This is a genomic window from Micromonospora sp. RL09-050-HVF-A, assembly GCF_019374995.1.
GTDB classification, from domain to species: domain Bacteria; phylum Actinomycetota; class Actinomycetes; order Mycobacteriales; family Micromonosporaceae; genus Micromonospora; species Micromonospora antibiotica.
In genome coordinates, this window is record NZ_JAGKQP010000002.1 from 1751927 (window position 1) to 1769512 (window position 17586).

The 17586-nt window shown below is 73.1% G+C and carries 16 protein-coding genes; 2 read left to right on the top strand and 14 right to left on the bottom strand.

The window, feature by feature from the left end; genetic code table 11:
- Positions 1–87: 87 nt before the first annotated feature.
- From J7462_RS31995 to J7462_RS07875, 11 genes are all read right to left on the bottom strand, one after another.
- Positions 88–213, bottom strand: a complete 126-nt coding sequence (locus tag J7462_RS31995) for a hypothetical protein (RefSeq protein WP_255554102.1) — start codon at positions 211–213, stop codon at positions 88–90.
- An 86-nt stretch (positions 214–299) separates the two neighbouring features.
- Positions 300–569 carry a hypothetical protein gene (locus J7462_RS07830; RefSeq protein WP_219463073.1) on the bottom strand — a complete coding sequence of 90 codons (270 nt, stop codon included), beginning with the start codon at positions 567–569 and terminating at the stop codon, positions 300–302.
- Between the two features lie 77 nt (positions 570–646).
- The gene (locus J7462_RS07835; RefSeq protein WP_219463075.1) at positions 647–1792 is read right to left on the bottom strand and encodes an RNA polymerase sigma factor; all 1146 of its coding nucleotides are present in this window, start codon (positions 1790–1792) and stop codon (positions 647–649) included.
- Positions 1793–1795: 3 nt separating this feature from the next.
- Complete coding sequence (locus J7462_RS07840; RefSeq protein ID WP_219463077.1) at positions 1796–2203, bottom strand: YciI family protein; 408 nt, start codon at positions 2201–2203, stop codon at positions 1796–1798.
- Between the two features lie 141 nt (positions 2204–2344).
- Complete coding sequence (locus tag J7462_RS07845) at positions 2345–3625, bottom strand: HAMP domain-containing sensor histidine kinase (RefSeq protein WP_219463078.1); 1281 nt, start codon at positions 3623–3625, stop codon at positions 2345–2347.
- On the bottom strand, positions 3625–4266 hold the full coding sequence (locus tag J7462_RS07850; protein ID WP_255597633.1) for a response regulator transcription factor: 642 nt from the start codon (positions 4264–4266) through the stop codon (positions 3625–3627). Before J7462_RS07850 ends, J7462_RS07845 begins: the two co-directional genes overlap by 1 nt.
- 80 nt (positions 4267–4346) lie before the next feature.
- Positions 4347–5612, bottom strand: coding sequence for a cation:proton antiporter (locus J7462_RS07855; protein ID WP_219463080.1), 1266 nt, complete (start codon positions 5610–5612; stop codon positions 4347–4349).
- Entirely contained in the window at positions 5609–6946 is a 1338-nt protein-coding gene (locus tag J7462_RS07860) for a cytochrome P450 (protein ID WP_308290809.1), read from the bottom strand. Before J7462_RS07860 ends, J7462_RS07855 begins: the two co-directional genes overlap by 4 nt.
- Positions 6943–8004, bottom strand: coding sequence for an alpha-hydroxy acid oxidase (locus J7462_RS07865; RefSeq protein WP_219463081.1), 1062 nt, complete (start codon positions 8002–8004; stop codon positions 6943–6945). The genes J7462_RS07860 and J7462_RS07865 overlap by 4 nt, the downstream gene beginning before the upstream one ends.
- A gap of 1 nt (position 8005) precedes the next feature.
- Positions 8006–9568 carry an FAD-dependent oxidoreductase gene (locus J7462_RS07870; protein WP_374197507.1) on the bottom strand — a complete coding sequence of 521 codons (1563 nt, stop codon included), beginning with the start codon at positions 9566–9568 and terminating at the stop codon, positions 8006–8008.
- Complete coding sequence (locus tag J7462_RS07875) at positions 9558–11075, bottom strand: aromatic amino acid ammonia-lyase (RefSeq protein ID WP_219463084.1); 1518 nt, start codon at positions 11073–11075, stop codon at positions 9558–9560. Before J7462_RS07875 ends, J7462_RS07870 begins: the two co-directional genes overlap by 11 nt.
- A gap of 63 nt (positions 11076–11138) precedes the next feature.
- Between J7462_RS07875 and J7462_RS07880 the strand changes: the two genes are divergently transcribed.
- Entirely contained in the window at positions 11139–12683 is a 1545-nt protein-coding gene (locus J7462_RS07880; protein ID WP_219463086.1) for an NAD(P)-binding domain-containing protein, read from the top strand.
- A complete protein-coding gene (locus J7462_RS07885) occupies positions 12673–14316 on the top strand; it encodes a class I adenylate-forming enzyme family protein (protein ID WP_219463088.1) in 1644 nt (547 codons plus the stop codon). The genes J7462_RS07880 and J7462_RS07885 overlap by 11 nt, the downstream gene beginning before the upstream one ends.
- A gap of 8 nt (positions 14317–14324) precedes the next feature.
- Here J7462_RS07885 and J7462_RS07890 read toward each other — a convergent pair whose 3' ends face one another.
- The 3 genes from J7462_RS07890 to J7462_RS07900 are packed head-to-tail and all read right to left on the bottom strand — an operon-like array spanning position 14325 to position 17586.
- Positions 14325–14996 carry a TRM11 family methyltransferase gene (locus J7462_RS07890; protein WP_208570038.1) on the bottom strand — a complete coding sequence of 224 codons (672 nt, stop codon included), beginning with the start codon at positions 14994–14996 and terminating at the stop codon, positions 14325–14327.
- Positions 14996–16327 (bottom strand): MFS transporter, encoded by a 1332-nt coding sequence (locus tag J7462_RS07895; protein WP_219463089.1) that lies wholly within the window; start codon positions 16325–16327, stop codon positions 14996–14998. Before J7462_RS07895 ends, J7462_RS07890 begins: the two co-directional genes overlap by 1 nt.
- Complete coding sequence (locus tag J7462_RS07900; RefSeq protein WP_219463091.1) at positions 16324–17586, bottom strand: ATP-grasp domain-containing protein; 1263 nt, start codon at positions 17584–17586, stop codon at positions 16324–16326. The genes J7462_RS07895 and J7462_RS07900 overlap by 4 nt, the downstream gene beginning before the upstream one ends.

Consider the following 17586-nt stretch of genomic DNA (forward strand, 5'->3'; position numbering starts at 1 on the left):
TGTCCCGGGGCGGCGGTGCCGCCTACCGGGCTGATCAACGACGTGGGCGATCGCCGTGTCCCGGTCGGGAGACGGCGTGCCTGTCCATCAGAACGGGGTCTGCGGGTCCCCGGCGGCGGTCCCGGGGCGCATGCCCTCCCGCGGCGGGTGCACCCGCAACGGCTCCTCGTAGCCGCGCACCAGCAATCCAGAGCCTTGCGGAACTCGGATCATGGCGTTCTCCTGCGGCTGGCGATGATCGGTCCAGGCTAACCAACGCCCACCGCAACGTCAACAGAGACACCATCTCGCAATACGATCTATTCTCGTCCTCGGACGGCCCGTCGCGCCGTACCGCCCCGGGCGACCACCAGCACGCCCAGCAGGACACCCGGCAGCCGGCGACGCGGCACCCGCCGGGTGACGTGGGTCAGCGGCACCGAGACGACCGCGACCGTGACCGCGTAGCCGGTGACGAGCAGCCCCGCGTGCGACACGGACACGTCCAGGTCGGTGGCGACCAGGGGCAGGATGCCCACCGGCAACGTCTCCAGGGCGACGTCGAATGCGGCCACCCCGAGAGCAGTCAAGGGTATCAATGAAAGGGTCCCGTCCCGGGTCGACGGCACCGCCGTCAGCCCCGGGTGCCGGGCGGGCGCACCGGAACTCAGCCGGGCGGACGGGCGTTGAGGCGGGCGGCCTGGCGGATCAGGTGGTCGCGTTCGGCGAGGTGGGCGGCCCGGTCGGCGGCCTCGGCGTACCACCGGGCCGCCGTCGCCCGGTCACCGGCCCGTTCGTGCAGGTACGCCGTCACCGCCGCGTGGCGGGGCACCGACGGGTCCACCGCCGCCAGGGCCGCCAGCCCGGCCCACGCCCCGTCGGCCTCCCCGACGGCCACCGCCCGGTTGAGCCGCACCACCGGGCTGTCGGTCAGCCGCACGAGTTCGTCGTACCACTCGACGATCTGCACCCAGTCGGTCTCCCCGGCGGTGCGCGCGTCGGCGTGCAACGCGGCGACGGCGGCCTGGGCCTGGAACTCACCCAACCGGTCCCGGGCCAGCGCCGCCTGCAGGATGCGTACCCCCTCGGCGATCAGGGCGGTGTCCCACCGGCTGCGGTCCTGCGCCGCGAGCGGGACCAGGCTGCCGTCCGGCGTGGTCCGGGCCGCGCGGCGGGCGTGGTGCAGCAGCATCAGGGCGAGCAGCCCGGCCACCTCGGGGTGGTCGACCATCGCCGCGAGCTGCCGGGTGAGCCGGACCGCCTCGGCGGCGAGGTCGACGTCGCCGGAGTAGCCCTCGTTGAACACCAGGTAGAGCACCCGGAGCACGGTGGCGACGTCGCCCGCCCGGTCGAGGCGTACGCCGGACACGGTGCGCTTGGCCCGGCTGATCCGCTGCGCCATGGTCGCCTCCGGCACCAGGTACGCCCGGGCGATCTGCCGGGTGGTCAGCCCGCCGACGGCACGCAGGGTCAACGCGACCGCCGAGGACGGGGTCAGCGACGGGTGGGCGCACAGGAAGTAGAGCTGGAGCGTGTCGTCCACCCCCGACGCGGGGCCGGGGGCCGGTTCCTCGACGACGAGGCCCTCACGCCGACGCCGGGCGGCGTCCGCCCGGCCCGCGTCGAGGAACCGGTGCCAGGCCACGGTGACCAGCCAGCCCAACGGGTCCCGGGGCGGGTCGGCCGGCCAGCCGTGGACCGCCTGGACCAGGGCGTCCTGCACGGCGTCCTCGGCCGCCGCGAAGTCGGCCCCGCGCCGGACGAGCACCCCGAGCACCTGCGGGGTGAGCCGGCGCAGCAGGTCACCGTCCACCGGTCAGTCGGTGATGGTCGGCGGCTCGGTCAGGAACGGGCGCAGCTCCAGCCACTCGTGGATCGGTCGCCCGCCCGCCCCCGGGGCGGCCGACAACTCCCCGGCCAGCTCGACGGCACGCTCGTAGCTGTCCACGTCGATCACCATCCAGCCGGCGATGAGATCCTTGGTCTCGGCGAAGGGCCCGTCGGTGACCGGCGGACGGCCCGGCCCGTCGTACCGGACGAACGTCCCCTCGGGGGCGAGCGCCTGCCCGTCGACGAACTCCCCGCTGCCCTCCAGCCGGGCCGCGAAGTCGTTCATGTACTGAATGTGGGCCGTGATCTCCTCGGGCGTCCACTGGTCCATCGGGACGTCGTTGACCGCGGCGGGGCCGCCTCGGTAGTGCTTGAGCAGCAGGTACTTCGCCATCGGGTGTCTCCTCGGTGCCGGTGCGACCACCATTCTGGCCGCATTCACCCCGGGGACGACGCCGGTCCCCCGTTCTCGACATCCCGGCCGGGATTTTTTTCCCGGCGCTGGGCCGGCGCGGCGACGGCCGTACCGCCCCGCTCACCGCTCCACGAGCTGCCGTACCCGCAGACGTCGGATTCCCGAGACCCGCTCCGTGGGGGCGGACGGTCGGGTGGCGGGCAGACGGACGGTGAAGACCGCCCCCCGGTGCGGCCGGCCCTCGGCCTCGATCGTGCCCCGGTGGCTCGTGACCACCTCCTGGAGCAGGGCCAACCCCAGCCCGAACCGGTGCTCCCCGGCACCCCCGCCACGGTGGAACCGGTCGAAGATGCGCCGCGCGTCGGCCTGGTCGAAGCCGTCCCCGCTGTCCGCGACCACGAACTCGGCGTAGTCGCCGCCACTGCGCAGCGACACGTCGATCCGGCCACCGGGAGGTGTGTGGGCGAGCGCGTTCGCGAGCAGCTCCCCGGCCACCCGGCGCAGCGCCGACTCGACCCCCGGCACCGGCAACGCCTCGCCGGGCAGGTCCGCCGCGACAGTGACCTGGCGTTCGGCGGCCCGGTCCGCCTCGGCGGCGACGGCCGCCCCGACCAGCGCGGTCAGATCCACCGGCGGGTACGCCCGGCGGTCGGCGGGAGCGGCGGCGAGCTGGGCCGAGAGCAGCAGGTCGTCCACGATCTCGCCGAGCCGGCGGGTGCCGCCGATCAGCCGGTCGAGATCCTCCAGGCTCGCCGCGCTGCCACCGGTATGGGCCCGCCGCGCCATCAGCTGGGCGCGGATGTGCACCTGGGCGATCGGGGTACGCAGCTCGTGGCTGGCGTCGGCGATGAACCGCCGTTGCCGGGTCAACGCCTCCGCCAGTGGCGCGACGGCCCGTCGACCGACGAGCGCACCGGTCAGCACGGCGACGAGCAGCCCGACCGCCGCGGCGAGGCTGAACGCCAGCAGCAGGTGCCGACGGTCGGACAGCTGGAACCGCGCGTCGAACACCGCCTGGACGACCAGCCCGTCGTTGCGGGACTCGGTGCGGACGTGGTAAGTCGTGCCGTTGCGGGTGACGGTGGTGACCTCGGTGACACCGGTCGCGGCCACCGAGGTCAGCGCACCGGTCAGCGGAAAGCCCGGCGGCGGCGGGTTGAGACCGGTGTCGGTGATCAGGCCGTTGTAGCGGAAGATCCAGCTGCACGCGGGCGGACCCGGAATGGTGGCGTGGCTGGTGCCCCACGCCAGCTCCCGGTGGATCTGGGCCTCCTGGCTGCGCACCAGCACGGCGTACGAGATGCCGCCGACCAACAGCAGCAGGGCACCGATGGCCAGCCCGACCAGCAGGCCGATGCGCAACCGGGCGCGGCGCACCATCGCCTGCTCCACCAGCTCCATCAGAGCGCTCCGAGCCGGTAGCCCAGCCCGTGCACGGTGCGGACCACCGTCCGGCCGAGCTTGCGGCGCAGGTAGTAGACGTAGGTGTCCACCATGGACGCCGCCGCGGTCTCGTCGAAGACCCGGCGGCGCAGCTCCGCCCGGGAGTGCACGAGGTTGGGCCGGGCCGCCAGCACCCGCAGCAGCTCGAACTCCCGGGCGGACAGCGCCACCCGGGTGCCGTCGGCCAGCACGGCGTCGCGGGACGTCAGATCGAGCAACCCGGCCCCGATGCGCAGCACGGTGGTGGCCTCGGACGCCCGCCGGCACAACGCCCGGATCCGTGCGCTCAGCTCGTCCAGGTCGAAGGGTTTCATCAGGTAGTCGTCGGCACCCGCGTCCAGCCCGGCGATCCGGTCGCCCACCGTGCCCAGCGCGGTGAGCATCAGCGCGCGGGCCGGGACCTTCCGCGAACGCAGCCGGACGACCAGGTCGAGTCCGTCGAGCGCCGGCAGCATCCGGTCGATCACCATCACGTCGTAGGTGCGGGTCAGTCCGAGATGCAGACCCCGTTGGCCGTCCGAGGCGTGGTCGACGAGGAACCCGTCACCGACCAGTGACTCGGTGAGCAGGCCGGCCAGTTCCTCGTCGTCCTCGACCAACAGCAGACGGTTCGATCCTCCCCCGGGCATGCGTCCACAATCGCACAGAGTAAGGCTAAATAGTGACAGCTATCTTTTTATCATTTCACCACCGCGAGGGTCTGGGGTCGGACAGGGGTTTGCCTACGGGCCTCCCGGTGCTCGATCCAACTCAGCAACGGAGTCGTCATCATCGTGGTGACCAGCGCCACCACCACCAGCACGGTGAACAGCGAGGCGTTCACGATGCCCGCCTCCAGGCCGACGTTGAGCGCGATGAGCTGCATCAGACCCCGGGCGTTCATCAACGCGCCCACCCGCAACGCGACACCCTGCGACTCGCCCCGCACCCGGGCCGCCGCCCAGCAGGCACCGAACTTGCCGACGATCGCCGCCGTCACGCAGGCCGCCGCGAAGAGCAGCACCGGCGCGCTGCCCAGCAACCCGAACTCCGTACGCAGCCCCGAATAGGTGAAGAACAGCGGCAGGAAGACCGTCGCGGCGACCGGGGTGAGGGTGTCCACCACCCGGTCGGTGTTGGCGGTGTGCGGCATCACCACCCCCACCGCGAACGCGCCGAAGACCGCGTACAGCCCGATCTCGTCGGTGTACCAGGCGACCAGGAAGAGCAGGGCCACCGTGCCGAGCACCCGGGCACCGTCGTTGAGGCGGGGGCTGGTCATCAACGCGGCGGTCACCCGACGCCCGGCCAACCACAGCACCAGCCCGAACAGCACCGCGCCTGCGGCGGTGACGACCGCCGGCCCGGCCCGGCCGGAGGCGAACGCCAGCACCACGGCCAGCATGATCCAGGCGACCATGTCGTCGAGCGCACCACTGGCCAGCGACAACGTGCCGTGCCGGGTCCCGGCCTGCCCGCGTTCGGTGATGATCCGGGCCAACATGGGGAAGGCGGTGATGGCCAGCGCCACCCCGACGAACGCGGCCGACACCCCGATCGACGTCCCGTCGGCCCGCATCGGCACGGCGTCCGCGGTGGCCAGGACCAGCCCCACCCCCAGGACGAGCGGCGCGGTCACCCCCGCCAGCGACACCAGCCCGGCGGTGCCGGCCAGACCGGTGACCCGGTGGGCGCCGAACGCGTACCCGGCCTGGAACATGAACAGCACCAGACCGACCTGGCCCACCACGTAGAGGACCGGCAGCAGCGCCGTCGGGAACAGGGCGTCCTTCACCTCCGGTAGGACGAACCCGAGCAGCGACGGGCCGAGCAGCACCCCGGCGAGCATCTCGCTGACCACGGCGGGTTGGCCCACCCGGCCGAGCAGCCAGGCCACCGCCTTACAGAAGATGAGGATCACCGCGACCGCGATGAAGAACCGTGGAGCCAACTGGGTGGGGGTCACCGGACCGCCTCCTCGAAGTAGTTGGTGCACAACCGTTGTCGTCGGGCGTCGACGACCATCCAGGCGCCGAACACCAGTTGCCGGACGCTGCGTCCCACGTCGGCCCAGCGGTCCCGCCACCGCATCGCGGCCAACCGCAGCCGCCCCGGGCCGGGGACACCGGCCGGGGTCAGGTACGCCGGGCCCCGGCTGGGCAGCGACCGGCTGTGCGCGGCCGACGACGCCAGGGCGTAGCGGCGCAGCACCTCACGGGTCGCGGCCCGCATCATCACCGGCGCGACCCCGCGCGCCGGGCAGGCCCGGTTGGCGGTGACGCCGTAGGGGATGAAGCGGGCATCCCGGCGGGTCAGCGTCCGCCACCGGTCCGGGTCGAACCGCTCGTCGCCGGCCGGCCCGCTGCGCTGGAACGCCAGGTAGTTGAAGAGCAGCACCGACCCGGCGGGCAGGGTCACCCCGGCGGGCAGCGCGATCGGCGCGGAGGTGATCCGGTGGGCGACCCCGAAGAGCGGATGCAGCCGCAGGGTCTCGTCGATCACCCGGTCCAGGGCGTCGTCGTCGTCGAGGCCCCGCTGGAGATCCGGATGGTTGGCCAGCGCCAGCAGCACGTGCGACATCGCCTCGGACATCTGCACCACCGCCGTGGTGCCGAACGCGCCGTGCAGGTACCAGGCCGTCTCCTCAGCGGTGAACGGCGGCGGCAACGTCACCGGGCAGGTGCCCGCCTCGACCCGCCCGCGCAGGTACCGGGTCAACGGGGCACGCCGGTCCAGGTGCCGCAGGCCGGTGCACTTCAGCGCGGCGGCCACGTCGGCGGCGTTGGCGACGAACAGCGCCCGGACCTCCCTCGGGCACACCTCGCCGAAGATCAGCTCGTGGTAGACCTCCGCCCACACCGGCATCATCAGGTCCCGCAGCCGCACGTGGACCCGCCCCGCCGGCAACTCGTCGAGCACCCGCCGGGTGGCGGCGGTCGCGAGGGCGTCGGCACGCTGCGGGCGCAGGGCGAGCACCCGCCGGGTCACCCCGGCCACCGCCCGGTAACGCTCCCCCGGCTCCAGGTGCTCCTGGTGCATGTGCGGGCCGGGTGACAGCCAGTACCAGAACAGGTCGGACAGGCCGGCGCCCCGGCTGCGCCCGTCCGCCGCCGGATCGGCGTACAGCCGCTCGAAGTCCTCCACGCCGACCAGCGGACCCGGCACCGGGATGCCCTCCCCGCCGTTGACGCGGGCGAAGACCCACTGCCGCAGCCGCACCACCGCCGAGGGCAGCCACCGGGGCAGCGTCCAACCCACCCCGAGCACGACCACCGCGCCCCACACCACCGGCCCGCTCACGCCGACGCTCCCGTGGTGACGAGATCGGCGCTGAGGTCGCCGGGTCGGGCGACGCCGACCAGGGCCAACGCCCGGTCCAGGTCGGCGCGCAGCAGGTCGAGCACGTGCCGTACCCCGGCCGCGCCGGCCACCGCCAGCCCCCACAACACCGGACGGCCGACCAGCACCGCCGTCGCCCCGAGCGCCAACGCGACAAGCACGTCCGTGCCGCGTCGCAGGCCCCCGTCGACCAGGACCGGCAACCGGCCGTCGACCGCCGCCACGACGGCCGGCAACGCGTCCAGGGTGGCCGTCACCCCGTCGAGTTGCCGGCCGCCGTGGTTGGAGACCAACACCCCGTCCACCCCGTGCTCGACGGCCAGCCGGGCGTCCTCGGGGTGCAGCACCCCCTTGAGCAGGATCGGCACGGTGGTGAGCCGGCGCAGCACGGCGACCAGCTCCCAGCCCACCCGGGCGTTCATCTCGATGTCCCGGACCCGGCCGTTCGCGTCACGCATGTTCTCGCAGACCATGCCGGCGGGCAGGTCCACGAAACCGTGCCGCAGGTCGCGCTCGCGCCGACCGAACACGGGCGAGTCGACCGTGACGACCAGGGCCCGGCAGCCGGCGGCCACCGCCCGCCGTACCACGGTGGTGGTGAACTCCAGGTCGGTGTGCGGGTAGAGCTGGAACCACAGCGGCCCGCCGGCCGCCGCGATCTGCTCGACCGGCCGGGTGGCCGCCATGCTGACCACCATGACCGTGCCGGCCTCGGCGGCGGCGCGGGCGGTCGCCACCTCCCCCTCGGGGTGGGCCAGCCGGTGGAACGCGGTCGGTGCGACCAGCACCGGCATCGACAGCGCACTACCGAACAGCGAGATCCGCAGGTCGCGCTCACCGGCACCGCGCAGCACCCGGGGCCGCAGCCAACGCCGGCCGAAGGCCGCCTCGTTGGCCCGCAGGGTCCGTTCGTCGTCGGCCCCGCCCGCGAAGAAATCCCAGTGCACCGGGTCGAGCCGACGCCGGGCGGCGTCGGCCACGTCGGCCAGGTTCAACCCCACCTCGTCGGCGGCCGGCACGTCAGTCCCCGGCCCTGCGCAGGCAACGGTCGACGAACGCGGCCAACGGTGTCACGTGCACCTGCGGCCGGTCCCACCGGTTCTCCAGGTTCTCCGCCAGGTGGTGGGTCGCGACGACCTGCCCCGCCCGGTGGTGGCGCACCACCGGATGCAGGTATGCCGCGTCGTGGGCCTGACCGACGACATCCTGGGCCACCCGTTTCACCGTCACGTCGAACGGGTCCACCTGGTCGTGCTCCGGGCCGTACTCCAGGGTGACCACGAAAGCGTCGGAGTAGTCGTGGTCGACGGTACGCAGACCGGCCTCGGCGAAGTACGCCACCGGCACCTCCTCGTGGTAACGCGCGTCGGCGTCGGCGACGGTGACCACGTCGGCGAGGACGTCGAACTGCTGCCACAGCGCGGAGGTGCGGTTGACCCGGGCGATGATCGCGTCGGTGATCGCCGCACCGGTGGCGTCCAGCTTCTCCGCCGGCCACGGCGCATCCGCGTACCGCCGTTCGAGGATCTTGTGCAGGGCCCGTACGGCGTAGCGGAAACCGTGGATGAAACCGTTGGTGGAACGCTTGAAGTCCCGTTCCTGGGTGATGGTGCCGGCGAAGTACAGGCCGGGGACGTTGACCGACTCCCACGCCGGGGTCTGCGCCGGGAAACGGTCCCGGATCGCCAGCTCCGGCCGGCAGGACTCGTCGAAGATCGACGCGTCGAACGCGAACCCGGTGCAGGCGAGCACCCGGTCGTAGCGCAGTTCCTTGGTGACCTCGTCGGCCCGGGAGAACGCGAACGTCACCAGGTAGCCGTCGGCGTCGCGGGTGATCTGCCGGACGGTGCCGTCCAGGATCGCGTTGGCCGACTTGAGCTGGTAGGTGTCGAGGAAGTTGTTGTTCACCGCGCGCAGGTGCCCGACGTAGTGGGTGCGCCAGGCCAACCGCACCGAACTCGGGCCGGCCAGGTGGATCAGCGTGGTGGTCTCCATCAGGCTGTCCGCGGTCTCGAAGGCGGAGTTGCCCTTGCCGATGATCAGCACCTTCTGGTCGAGGTAGTCACGCGGGTCGACGGGCATGTCCGCGTACTGTTCGGCCAGCTCCAGCCCCGGGATGTCCGGCAGGTACGGCCGGGACACCCCGGTGGCGACGACCACCCGCCGGGCCCGAAAGGTCTCCCCGGCGTGCACCTCGAAGACGCCGTCCACCTTGGACACCGAAGTCACCCGGCTGCCGTAACGCACCTTGACCCCGGTCTTCGCGGCGAAGTCCGCCAGGTAACGGACCATCACGTCGGCGTCCGGGAAGTACCGCTCGGTGTACGTGGTGAACCGCAGCGCCGGATCGTCGGTGAGCAGCGAGTTCCAGTCCAGCCGCAGGTTGAACTCCGGGTCGTCGGAGCCGGTGTGCGGCTTGTTGATGGAGATCAGTTGCCGGTGCCGGGGATAGGTGGCGAAGAACGCGCCCGGGATGTCCGCGCCCTCCAGCACCAGGTAGTCGCGCCGGCCGTCGGCCTCCAGCAGGGCCGCCAGTTGCAGGCCGGCCGGCCCGGCCCCGATGATCAGATAGTCAAGCGTCACGACGGCCATCCAGGGTGAGAGGGGTCAACGGAAGTTCGAGCGTGTCCATGACGTCGGCGGCCCGCCGCACGTCACCGTCGAGCGGCCGGTCCGGATCCACCGGGGGGATCGCCTCCACCAACGCCGCCAGCGCTTCGCCGCAGCCCGGCGCGGTGGGCGTCCGGGCACCCACGTACGCGGCCTGTCGCAGCCCCAACGCGAGCGACCCGACGATCAGCCGGAGCAGCCCGGCCTGGTCCCAGACCCGCAGGGCGGCCTGGGTGCCGAGCGGGATGACGTCCTGGTTGTGCAGGTTGGTCGGCAGGCTCTGCATGCTCGCCGGCATGGCGTCCCGGCGGATCTCGGCGATCAGCGCGGTCGAGGCCAACTGCACCCCCTGGAGCCCGTGCTGCTGCCCCGGGCCGGCGGCCAGCATCGGCGGCAGGCCACCGTTGCGGTGCGGGTCGACGAGCAGGTCGAGTTGCCGCTCGGCGAGGTTGCCGACCTGCGCCACCACCATCGACAGCAGGTCGGCGGCGAACGCGGCCGGCTGGCCGAAGAAGTTGCCGCCGTGCACCACGAGATCGTCGTCGGGAAAGAACAGCGGGTTGTCGCTGACGCTGCCCAGGTCGGCGGTGACCACGGCATCGACGTGGCGCAGCGCGTCCTCGGCCGCGCCGAGCAGCTGCGGCGCACACCGGATGCTGTACGGCTCCTGCAACGGGCGCTTGCCCGACGGGACCAGCCCGTCGCTGACCCGCCGCATCCGCACGCCCACGTCGATCGCGCCCGGATGGCCGTACGCGCGCAGCAGCCGGGCGTCGAGGAACTGCGGATCGGCGCCGAGCAGGTCGGCCAGCAAGCAGGTGAGCACCTGCACCGCCCGGTGCGCTGCCCGCACGGCGGACAACGCCAAGGCCGTCGCCGCAGTGGTCAGCGAGGTGCCGTTGACCAGGGCGAGCGCGTCCCGACCGTCCAGCGGCAACGGCTCCAGACCCGCCCGTTGCAACGCCTCGGCCGCCGGCAGGCGTACCCCGTCGAGGTAGGCGTGGCCGCGACCGCGCAGCGCCTGGGCCACCGCCCCCAACGGGATCAGGTCGCCACTCGCGCCGACCGAACCCCACCGCGGCACCGCCGGCACGAAGCTGGTGCCGAGCATCGCCGCCAACGCGTCGACCACGTGCGGGGACACCCCCGACGCGCCCTGGGCCAGCGACCAGGCTCGCACCAGCACCGTCGCCCGGACGATCCCGGGGGCGAGGTCGGGGCCGTGGCCCGCGCCGAGGTGGGCGAGGGTGTTGTCGGCCTGGTCGCGCAGGTCGGCCCGGCCGGCGTACCCGACGAGGGCACCGAAACCGGTGGTGCTGCCGTACACCGCGCGATCCTCACCGAGCACCTCGGACAGGAAGATGCGGGTGTGCGTGACCCGGTCGCGGACCTGCGGCCCGACCACGACCCGGACCGGGTCCCGGGCGGCGCTCAGGTCGGCGATCCGCAGCGGGGCCGCGAGATCTACCTCTGTCGTCATGCGACGGGACCCTAGAGACGAAATCTCAGAACGCTTTGAAATCGGGCCGATACGGTGCGCCGCATGACGCTCGACTACCTGATCATCGGAGCCGGGCCGGCCGGGCTCCAGCTCGCCGCCCTGCTGGAGCGCGACGGCCGTGACCACCTGGTGCTGGAGGCCGGGCCGACGCCGGGGGCGTTCTTCGCCCGTTATCCCCGGCACCGGCAGCTGATCTCGATCAACAAGGTCTGGACCGGTTCCGACGATCCGGAGTTCAACCTGCGCTCCGACTGGAACTCGCTGCTCACCGACGACCCGGCGCTGCTGTTCCGCAACTTCAGCCGGCGCTACTTCCCCGACGCCGACGACATGGTGCGCTACCTGGCCGCCTTCGCGCAGGGGCTGCGGGTCCGGTACGACACCCGGGTCACCCGGATCGCCCGCGACGGCGACCTGTTCACCGTTCAGACCGACGCCGACACCCTGACCGCCCGCCGGGTCGTCGTCGCCACCGGCGTCTCCCAGCTGTACGTGCCGCCGATCGAGGGCGTCGACCTCGCCGAACGCTACGACACCGTCAGCGTCGACCCGGACGACTTCACCAACCAGCGGGTCCTGATCATCGGCAAGGGCAACTCGGCCTTCGAGACCGCCGACGCCCTGGTCGAGACCGCCGCCGTCATCCACGTCGCCGGCCCGCACTCGATCCGGCTGGCCTGGCAGACGCACTACGTCGGGCACCTGCGTGCGGTCAACAACAACTTCCTCGACACCTACCAGCTCAAGTCGCAGAACGCGGTGCTCGACGGCACCGTCGAGCGGATCGCCCGCCGCGACGACGGCGGCTACCGCATCGACTTCCGGTACGCCCGCACCCGCGAGTCGATCCGGCAACTCGACTACGACCGGGTCATCCTGTGCACCGGCTTCCGCTTCGACGCCAGCATCTTCGACCCGTCGGCGCGACCCCGGCTGGCCGTCAACGACCGCTTCCCCGAGCAGACCTCCAGCTTCGAGTCGGTGAACGTGCCCGGTCTGTACTTCGCCGGCACCCTCACCCAGCAGCGCGACTTCAAGCGCTCCACCAACGGCTTCATCCACGGCTTCCGGTACGGCGTACGCGCCCTGCACCGGATGCTCGCCGCCCGGCACCACGGCACGCCGTGGCCGGCCACCACCCTGGACGCCACCCCGGAAGCGATCACCGACGCGATCATCGCCCGGATCAACCGCACCTCCGCGCTGTGGCAGCAGTTCACCGTCCTCGGCGACGTCGTCGTCATCGCCGACGGCGTCGCGCGCTACCACGAGGAGGTGCCGGTGGCCCACCTGCACGACGGTGGCCTGGGGGCCGAGCCGTTCGCCGTGGTGACCACCCTGGAGTACGGCCCGGACCACGACCAGGTCGACCCGTTCGACATCACCGTCCCCCGGATCGCCGAGAACGACGCCGAACGCGCCCACGACGCCAGCTACCTGCACCCCGTCGTCCGGGTGCACCGGGGCGGGCAGCTCGTCGCCACCCACCACCTCGCCGAGAACCTGGAGAACAACTGGGACCTGCCCGGCGTGCACCAGCAGCCCCTGGCGCTGTTCCTCAAGGGCGTCCTGTCCGATGCCGGCTGAGCACCACAACGACGGCCGTCGCGCGGCGGAGCACCAGCACGCCGACCGCCGCGCGGCTGAGCACCACAACGACGGCCGTCGCGCGGCGGAGCACCAGCACGCCGACCACCGCGCGACGGAGCCCGGCCACCACGGCGGGCACGACCGGGCCGGTCGCGGGTCGGCGGACCGCGACCGGGCCGGTTCCGGCACGGTCGCCGCCGGTGACGAGCGGTGGCCGCAGCCCGTGCTGCGGTTGCTCACCACCGGTGGCGACCGGCCGGTCTTCGAAGACGGCGACCGGATCGTCGGCGCGGCCGAGCTGGCGGACCTGGTCCGGCGGACCGCCAGCGGACTGCGCGCCGCCGGCATCGGGCCGGGTCGGGCGGTGGCGTTGCGGATCGGGGTCACCCCGGAGGCGCTCGCCGGTGTCCTCGCCGCGTTCACCGTCGGCGCCCGGGTCTCCGGCATCCGGCCCGAGCTGACGCCGGCACAACTCGACCGGCTGCTCGCCAGCGACGACGCGCTGCTCGTCGACGACACCCGGCTCGCCGCGCTGGCGCGGACCCCCGACGACGGCAGCCCGCTGGTCGCCGCCGGCCGGCCCGCCGACATCGCCCGGATCACCTGGACCAGCGGCAGCACCGGCAACCCCAAGGGCTGCGCCCAGACGTACGCGGCGATGGGCGCGGCCTGGGCGGCGTACCCCGAACGGTGGCCGGCGGCGATCGCCGACCTCGCGCCCCGGCTGGGCCGCTACCTGGTCTTCGGTTCACTGAGCAGCCAGGTGATGCTGGAGTACGGCATCCTCACCCTCGCTGCCGGGGGCACCCTGGTCGCCGCCCGCCCGCCGGGCTTCCCCGGCATGATCACCCGGCACCGGGCCACCGCGAGCGTGATCACCGTCGGCAAGCTGCACCAGCTCGTCCGCGACCAGCGCACCGACCCGGTCGACCTGAGCAGCCTGCGGGCGCTCGTGGTGTCCGGTTCGCCGCTCACCGCGTCCCGGCTCGCCGAGGCGCTCGACGTGCTCGGGCCGGTGGTCTTCCACGGCTACGGGCAGACCGAGACCGGCATGATCGCGATGGTCACCCCGACCGAGCTGCTGGCCGACCCGGGCCGGCTCGCCTCGGTCGGGCGCGCGCCCGACGTGGTCGACCTGTCCATCCGCGACGCCACCGGCCGACCTGCCGCCGAGGGTGAACTCTTCGTCCGGACCCCGGCGCAGGCCAGCGCCTACTGGGCGGACCCGGCCGAGACCGCCGAGGTGTTCACCGACGGGTGGGTGCGCACCCGCGACCTGGCCCGGTTGGACGCCGACGGCTACCTGCACCTGTCCGGCCGGGTCCGGGACGTCATCATCGTCAACGCCAACCTGGTGTACGCCGGCCCGATCGAACGGGTGCTCGCCGCCGACCCCGCCGTCGCCGAGGCGTACGTCGTCAGCCGTCCCGACGACGTCACCGGCGAGGCGGTGCACGCGTACGTGGTGCCGGCCACCGGGTGCCCGTTGGACGTCGGCCGGCTACGCGACCGGGTCGCGGCGACCCTGGGCGCAGCCGCCGTCCCGACGACGGTCGAGGTGATCGACCGGGTCCCGGTGGGGCCGAGTGGCAAGCCGGACAAGCGCGCCCTGGGCGTGGGCACCGGCTGAGCCGTCGACTACCGCTTCTGCGCGACGAGCAGATATTCGTGGGCCCGGTTGTTGACCAGCGGGTCTCCCCCGGTGACCGGGCGCGGATACAGGTGGATGCGTTCGTCGCCGAGGGTGAGGTGACCCCCGAGCACCCGGCCGACGTCCCACGCCAACGGCACGAACCGGTCGGCGACCCGCCGGTTCTGCACCGCGACCACCGCGTACGCGCCCCGCTTGAGGACCCGGGCCAGCGCGTGGAAGGCATGGTCGAGAGCGGTCAGGTAGGCGGAGTAGTCGCGCAGCGCATAGAACTGACCGTCGACCGGGGAGTCGGTGTCGAGCGCGGTGCCGAAGTAGGGCAGGTCGGTGACGACGAAGTCGACGCTGCGGTCGGGCACCGGGGGCCGGCGGGCGTCACCGCAGATCATCACCTGCTGCGGGTACGCCCCCAGCCGGCGCGACGCCTGCGCGGCCCGGTCCGGGGATATCTCCAGGCCGATGCCCCGCCGACCGGTGACCGAGGCCGCCACCAGGCTGGTCCCCCACCCGGCGAACGGGTCGAACACCAGGTCCCCGGGGTGGGTGAACTCGGTGATCAGCGGCGCGATCTGACTCACCCAGCCGCACTGCCCGGCGGCCTGCGGTGGCGCGTGCCGGGGATCGTCGCCGGTGAGCACCACCCAGCTGGCAACTCCCATCAGTTCTTCTCCCTGACTCGTACGAGCCCGGCGGCAGCACGGCCATCCCCGGGGTCGGTTTCGGTGGAGCCCCCGTCGGGGTCGGTGGTGGTGGGCGGTGGGGCCTCCTGCGCCGGTGCCGGCTGCGGTCGGAGCGCCTCCGGCGGCAGGTGGGGTTCGAGGCGCAACACGCCGACGGCGGCGACCACCACACCCACCGCCAGCACCAGCCACATGCCGGTCGGCGACAGCGACAGCAAACCGGTCAGCACCGCCGGCGCCAACGCGCCCGGCACCGCCCAGGACAGCTGGTAGACGGCCAGGTGCCGACCCCGGGTCTGCGCGGGGGCGGCGTTGACCACCAACGCCGACGCGGTCGCCCCGTGCAGGAGTTCCCCGACGGTGAACAGCCCGGTCGCGGCGAAGACGCCCGCCAGCAGGACCGCACCTCCGGCCGTCGCCCCGAGCACCGCGAACGACACGAACGACAACCCGAAGATGCCGGCGCCGGCCGCCACGGCCCGGGACCGGCGGAACCGGGTCAGCGCCCGGGTGACGGGGATCTGCGCCACCGCGATGCCGATGGTGTTCACCGCGTAGAGCGCGCCGACGAGCGAGGCCGGCTGCCCCAGGTGCAGGGTCACGTAGACGGGCAGGCTCACCGACAACACCATGTAACCGAACGCGGTCGGCACGTTGAGCAGGGTGAGGGCGAGGAACGGCCGGTTGCGGGCCACCAGCCGGTAACCCCGGCGGGCCGCCGCGGCCGGGGCGGTGGCATCGGGTCGACCGCCCTGGACGGGGATCGCGCGGATCAGCCCGGCCGCGACGGTGAAGGCCACCGCGGCGGTCAGCACGATCACGGTGAACGCCCGGTCGGCCCGGACGGTGAGGGCGGCCCCCGCGAGCAGGCCACCCGCGCCGAGGCCGGCGTTGCGCAGGCTGCGTTGCGCGGCGATGAGTTTGTCCCGGGCGCTGCCCGTGGCGATCTCGGCGACCAGCGAATGCACTGACGGGGAGAACGACACGTCGCCGAACGCCACCACCAGCACGGCCAGGAACAGCGGCCCCGCCGAGTCGACCAGTGGGTAACAGGCGAAGGCGGCGGCCCGCAGCAGGTAACCGCCCACCACGACGGCCCGCGCGCCGAACCGGTCGACGAGCACCCCGGTCAGCGGATTGGCGATCAGGCCGAGCACCGCCGCCGCGCTGACGATCGCGCCGACCCGCCCCACGGACAGGCCGGTGCTGTGCTGGAAGTAGATCAGCGACAGCGGCAGGTACATGCCGCTGCCGGTGGCGTCGATCACCATCGCGGCCATGTACCGGCCCTGGACACCCCGGGTCGTCACGACGGCTCCCCGATCTGGATCTGCGCGGCGACCCGGTCGCCGAGCCGGCGCAGCCGCGCCTCACACTCGACCCGGGTCGGGGCGACGGCGATGGCGGCGGTCAGGAAGTCGGCCGACCCGGCGGCCGGTGGGATCACCTGCCCGGGTCGCGCCCAGCACCAGAACCGGCGCACCCAGGGCTCCGTCGGCGGGGTGGGCACCGTGCGGACCAGCCCGGGACGCTTCATCATCAGCACCTGACCGGACATGCTGCGCGGACGCGGCCGGACGCCGCCGGCGAGCCGGTCGACGGCGGGGACGGGCAACCCGAGGTGGGTACGCAGCTCCGCCTCCGCCAGGTTGACGCCGAACATCACCTCGAACACCTCGCGGATCTTCGCCCCGCCGCTGCGGCAGGCGATCTCGCAGAGCACCAACCGGTCGTCGGGGGTGTGGAACACCTCGGCGTGGAAGGCATGGTCGGTGAGCCCACCGGGGCGGCGGGTGAGGGCGGCCAGCACCCGGTCGACCAGATCGAGCAGCCGCCCGGTGAGCGGGTCGTCCGGGTCGAGCGTCACGTCGACGCGCGGGCCCGGGTCGCTGCCGAACGAGGCGAGGTCGTACTGGTACTGCGAGGGCCAGGCCACGGCGGTCCGACCGGCCCGGACGAACCCGTCGACGTGGCACATCCTCCCGGGCACGAACCGCTCGACGATGATGTCGTCGCGGCTGCCGCCCCGGTACAGCTCGTCCAGGTGGGTCCGCAGCTGCCCGGGTGACCGGACGATACGCAACCCGATGGAGTTGTAGCCGGCCCGGTGCTTCAACACGACCGGGTACCCGTGCTCGGCGGCGAAGTCCGACACCTGCGCCGCCGTGGCCGCCAGGGCGTACGGGGCCACCTCGATGCCGGCCGCCGCCGCCTGCTGCTTCATCAGCAGCTTGTCGCGGAACGGCCGGATGTCCGCCGGTCGGGGACCGGGCAGCCCCCAGCGCCCCCGCAGGTCGGCGGCGAGTTCCAGGTCCGCCTCGTGCAGGGCGACGACGTGCCGGGGCCGGTAGCGCTCGGCCAGCGCGATGGCCCGGTCCGCCACGTCCCGGTCGTAGTGGTCGAGCACCTCGAGGTGGGCCAGGCCCAGGGTGTCGGTGGGGACCTGCTCACCGAAGGACTCGATCTTGTCGCGGGCGGCGAGCACCACCACCGGCTGGTCGTGGTCGGCGAGCCAGTCCCGGTACGGGAACGGCTCCAACGGATTGCGGTGCAGGATCAGCACGCTCAT

Excerpts from the sequence above, each read along its gene's own strand:
- J7462_RS07885 (WP_219463088.1), top strand. The coding sequence starts at position 12,673 with ATGCCGGCTGAGCACCACAACGACGGCCGTCGCGCGGCGGAGCACCAG.
- J7462_RS31995 (WP_255554102.1), bottom strand. The coding sequence starts at position 213 with ATGATCCGAGTTCCGCAAGGCTCTGGATTGCTGGTGCGCGGCTACGAG.
- J7462_RS07840 (WP_219463077.1), bottom strand. The coding sequence starts at position 2,203 with ATGGCGAAGTACCTGCTGCTCAAGCACTACCGAGGCGGCCCCGCCGCG.
- J7462_RS07880 (WP_219463086.1), top strand. The coding sequence starts at position 11,139 with ATGACGCTCGACTACCTGATCATCGGAGCCGGGCCGGCCGGGCTCCAG.
- J7462_RS07875 (WP_219463084.1), bottom strand. The coding sequence starts at position 11,075 with ATGACGACAGAGGTAGATCTCGCGGCCCCGCTGCGGATCGCCGACCTG.
- J7462_RS07890 (WP_208570038.1), bottom strand. The coding sequence starts at position 14,996 with ATGGGAGTTGCCAGCTGGGTGGTGCTCACCGGCGACGATCCCCGGCAC.
- J7462_RS07900 (WP_219463091.1), bottom strand. The coding sequence starts at position 17,586 with ATGAGCGTGCTGATCCTGCACCGCAATCCGTTGGAGCCGTTCCCGTAC.
- J7462_RS07845 (WP_219463078.1), bottom strand. The coding sequence starts at position 3,625 with ATGGAGCTGGTGGAGCAGGCGATGGTGCGCCGCGCCCGGTTGCGCATC.